The sequence below is a fragment of the Caballeronia sp. M23-90 genome (genome assembly GCF_053574605.1).
Window position 1 is genome coordinate 1 of the sequence record NZ_JBSIPA010000605.1, and the last position, 3231, is coordinate 3231.

The following is a 3231-nucleotide window of genomic DNA, read 5'->3' on the forward strand; positions in this document are numbered from 1 at the left end:
CCGAATCGGCCGGTCAGTCGGGAAAACCTGCTTGCGCGGGCGCGCGGCCGAGATCATGAAGCACTCGGTCGCAGCATTGACGTACAGATCCTCCGGCTTCGCCAGATCGTCGAAGCAGATCCGGCCAGAACGCGCTCAGGGCCTGGCAACCCGTGTTGCGAGGAATCAAGGTCAAAGGCCTGATTCGATGGAACGTTGAAGTCGATCCACTCGATATCTAGGCCCGCACCGACTTCGTTTTACCGCGCAACGTCCGCGCTGGGCGCAAACGCGCCAGCTTTGCGATCGCGATTCCCGCCACGGTTTTCGCCGTCCGGGCGCTCCACGTGCGGGTGCGCTCCGCGGATGAACAAGACTACGCACATTGCGACCATCGCCCATACGATCATGAAGACCATCCAGTTGCTCATATCCTCTGCTCCCGAAACCGCGGCTGTTTAGAATTCGGCCGCTATGGATTCGTCGCTACTTTGGCCGTACCCGAGTTATCGGCAGCAAGGAGGAATTAATTAGGGTGGTGCTGAAAAATCACCAGTCGCGAGAATCCTAGGCATCTGCCGCCAACGCCGCCATCCTCAATTACCCCTAATCCCTTTGTGTATAAGGGTTTCCACAGGTGCAACCCATCCCTTATTTGGCGGTTGCACCTTTTTTATGTGCGAGTTACGATTCGGCCACTTTCAAGCTATCGCCGTCGTTCAACGTCGGCAAGGAACGAGTTATGGCGAGCACCACCCTGGGCGTCAAAGTCGATGATCTCCTGCGCACGCGTCTGAGAGACGCAGCGACGCGCCTTGAACGCACGCCGCACTGGCTCATCAAGCAGGCGATCTTCGCGTACCTGGAACGCATCGAACATGGACAGTTGCCAGCGGAACTGTCCGGTGTACTCGGCGCGGCCGATTCAATCGAATCTTCCACGCATACCGATTCCGACGAGGACGGCGCGCCACATCCGTTTCTCGATTTCGCCCAGAACGTGCAACCGCAATCCGTGTTGCGCGCGGCGATTACGGCGGCGTATCGGCGACCTGAGCCGGAATGCGTGCCGTTCCTGATCGGGCAGGCGCGGTTGCCGGCGAGTGTCGCCAACGAGACGAACGCGATGGCGACCAAGCTCGTCGAAGCGCTGCGCAAAAAGCAGACGGGCGGCGGTGTTGAAGGCTTGATTCACGAGTTCTCCTTGTCGAGCCAGGAAGGCGTCGCGCTGATGTGTCTCGCCGAAGCCCTGCTGCGCATTCCCGATCGCGCTACGCGCGATGCGTTGATCCGCGACAAGATCAGCAAAGGCGACTGGCGCTCGCACATGGGCCAGGCGCCGTCCTTGTTCGTGAACGCGGCGACGTGGGGCTTGATGATCACCGGCAAGCTCGTCACCACGAACAGCGAAGCGGGATTGTCGTCGGCGTTGACGCGCCTGATTGGACGGGGCGGCGAGCCGCTGATCAGGAAGGGCGTCGACATGGCCATGCGCCTGATGGGCGAACAGTTCGTCACGGGCGAGACGATCTCGGAAGCGCTGGCGAACAGCCGCAAGTTCGAAGCGCGCGGGTTCCGTTACTCCTACGACATGCTCGGCGAAGCCGCGACGACCGAAGAAGACGCGCTGCGTTATTACGCATCGTACGAACAGGCGATTCACGCGATCGGCAAGGCGGCGGGATCGCGCGGCATTTACGAAGGCCCCGGCATTTCGATCAAGTTGTCGGCCTTGCATCCGCGCTATTCGCGCTCGCAACAAGAGCGCACGATGACCGAGTTGCTGCCGCGCGTGAAGGCGCTGGCGCTGCTCGCGCGTCGCTACGACATCGGCTTGAACATCGATGCTGAGGAAGCGGACCGGCTCGAAATTTCTCTCGATCTGCTCGAAGCGCTTTGCTTCGATCCCGAACTGGCAGGCTGGAACGGTATTGGTTTCGTGGTGCAGGCTTATCAAAAGCGCTGCCCGTTTGTCATCGATTATCTGATCGATCTCGCGCGCCGCAGCCGGCATCGGATCATGGTCCGGCTGGTCAAGGGCGCGTACTGGGATTCGGAAATCAAGCGCGCTCAGGTCGATGGCCTCGAAGGTTATCCCGTCTATACGCGCAAGATCTATACGGACATCTCGTACGTGGCGTGCGCGAAGAAACTGCTTGGCGCGCCTGACGCCGTCTATCCGCAATTCGCCACGCACAACGCGTTCACGTTGTCGGCGATTTATCACTTGGCCGGGGGCAATTATTATCCGGGGCAGTACGAGTTCCAGTGCCTGCACGGCATGGGCGAACCGCTGTATGAAGAGGTCACCGGCCGCGACAAACTGAACCGGCCGTGTCGGGTGTATGCGCCCGTCGGCACGCACGAAACGCTGCTCGCGTACCTCGTGCGGCGCTTGCTGGAGAACGGCGCGAACACGTCGTTCGTGAATCGCATCGCAGATAAGAACATTCCGGTCAGCGAACTCGTGCAGGACCCGATCGATGAAGCGTCGAAGCTCACGCCACTCGGTTTGCCGCACGCAAAAATCCCGTTGCCGCGACAGTTGTACGGCGCCGAACGCCTCAATTCGATGGGCTTCGATTTGTCGAACGAGCACCGGCTGGCGTCGTTGTCGTCGGCGTTGCTTGCGAGCGCGAATCATCCGTGGCGCGCGGCTCCCATGCTCGAAACCACTGACGTAGTCGAAGGCGTTGCGCGCGATGTCCGCAACCCAGCCGACTTGCGTGACCTGGTCGGCACGGTGATCGATGCATCGCCGGAACAAGTCGCCCTGGCGATGAACAACGCCGTGGCCGCCGCGCCGATCTGGCAATCGACCCCCGTCGATGAACGCGCCGATTGCCTCGCCCGCGCTGCCGATCTGCTCGAAGCGCAGATGCATACGCTGATGGGCCTGGTGGTGCGCGAAGCCGGGAAGTCGCTCGCAAATGCGGTATCGGAGATTCGTGAGGCGATCGACTTCCTGCGTTATTACTCGGCGCAAATTCGCGGCGAGTTTTCCAACGATACCCATCGTCCGCTGGGTCCTGTTGTTTGCATCAGCCCGTGGAACTTTCCGCTGGCGATCTTCATGGGACAGGTTGCCGCCGCGCTTGCCGCCGGCAATCCGGTGCTCGCAAAACCGGTATCGGAGATTCGTGAGGCGATCGACTTCCTGCGTTATTACTCGGCGCAAATTCGCGGCGAGTTTTCCAACGATACCCATCGTCCGCTGGGTCCTGTTGTTTGCATCAGCCCGTGGAACTTTCC

General features: G+C 60.6%; 3 protein-coding genes. 2 read left to right on the plus strand and 1 reads right to left on the minus strand.

The annotated features are described in order from the left end of the window. Positions 1-183, plus strand: a 183-nt coding sequence (locus tag ACRXB1_RS33335) for a winged helix-turn-helix domain-containing protein (RefSeq protein WP_449494455.1), incomplete at its 5' end; no start/stop codon positions are given. A gap of 56 nt (positions 184-239) precedes the next feature. Here the strand turns inward: ACRXB1_RS33335 and ACRXB1_RS33340 are convergent. Further along, complete coding sequence (locus ACRXB1_RS33340) at positions 240-410, minus strand: hypothetical protein (RefSeq protein ID WP_162915983.1); 171 nt, start codon at positions 408-410, stop codon at positions 240-242. 311 nt (positions 411-721) lie between these two features. Between ACRXB1_RS33340 and putA the strand changes: the two genes are divergently transcribed. Further along, positions 722-3231, plus strand: a 2510-nt coding sequence (putA, locus tag ACRXB1_RS33345) for a bifunctional proline dehydrogenase/L-glutamate gamma-semialdehyde dehydrogenase PutA (protein WP_449494456.1), incomplete at its 3' end; no start/stop codon positions are given.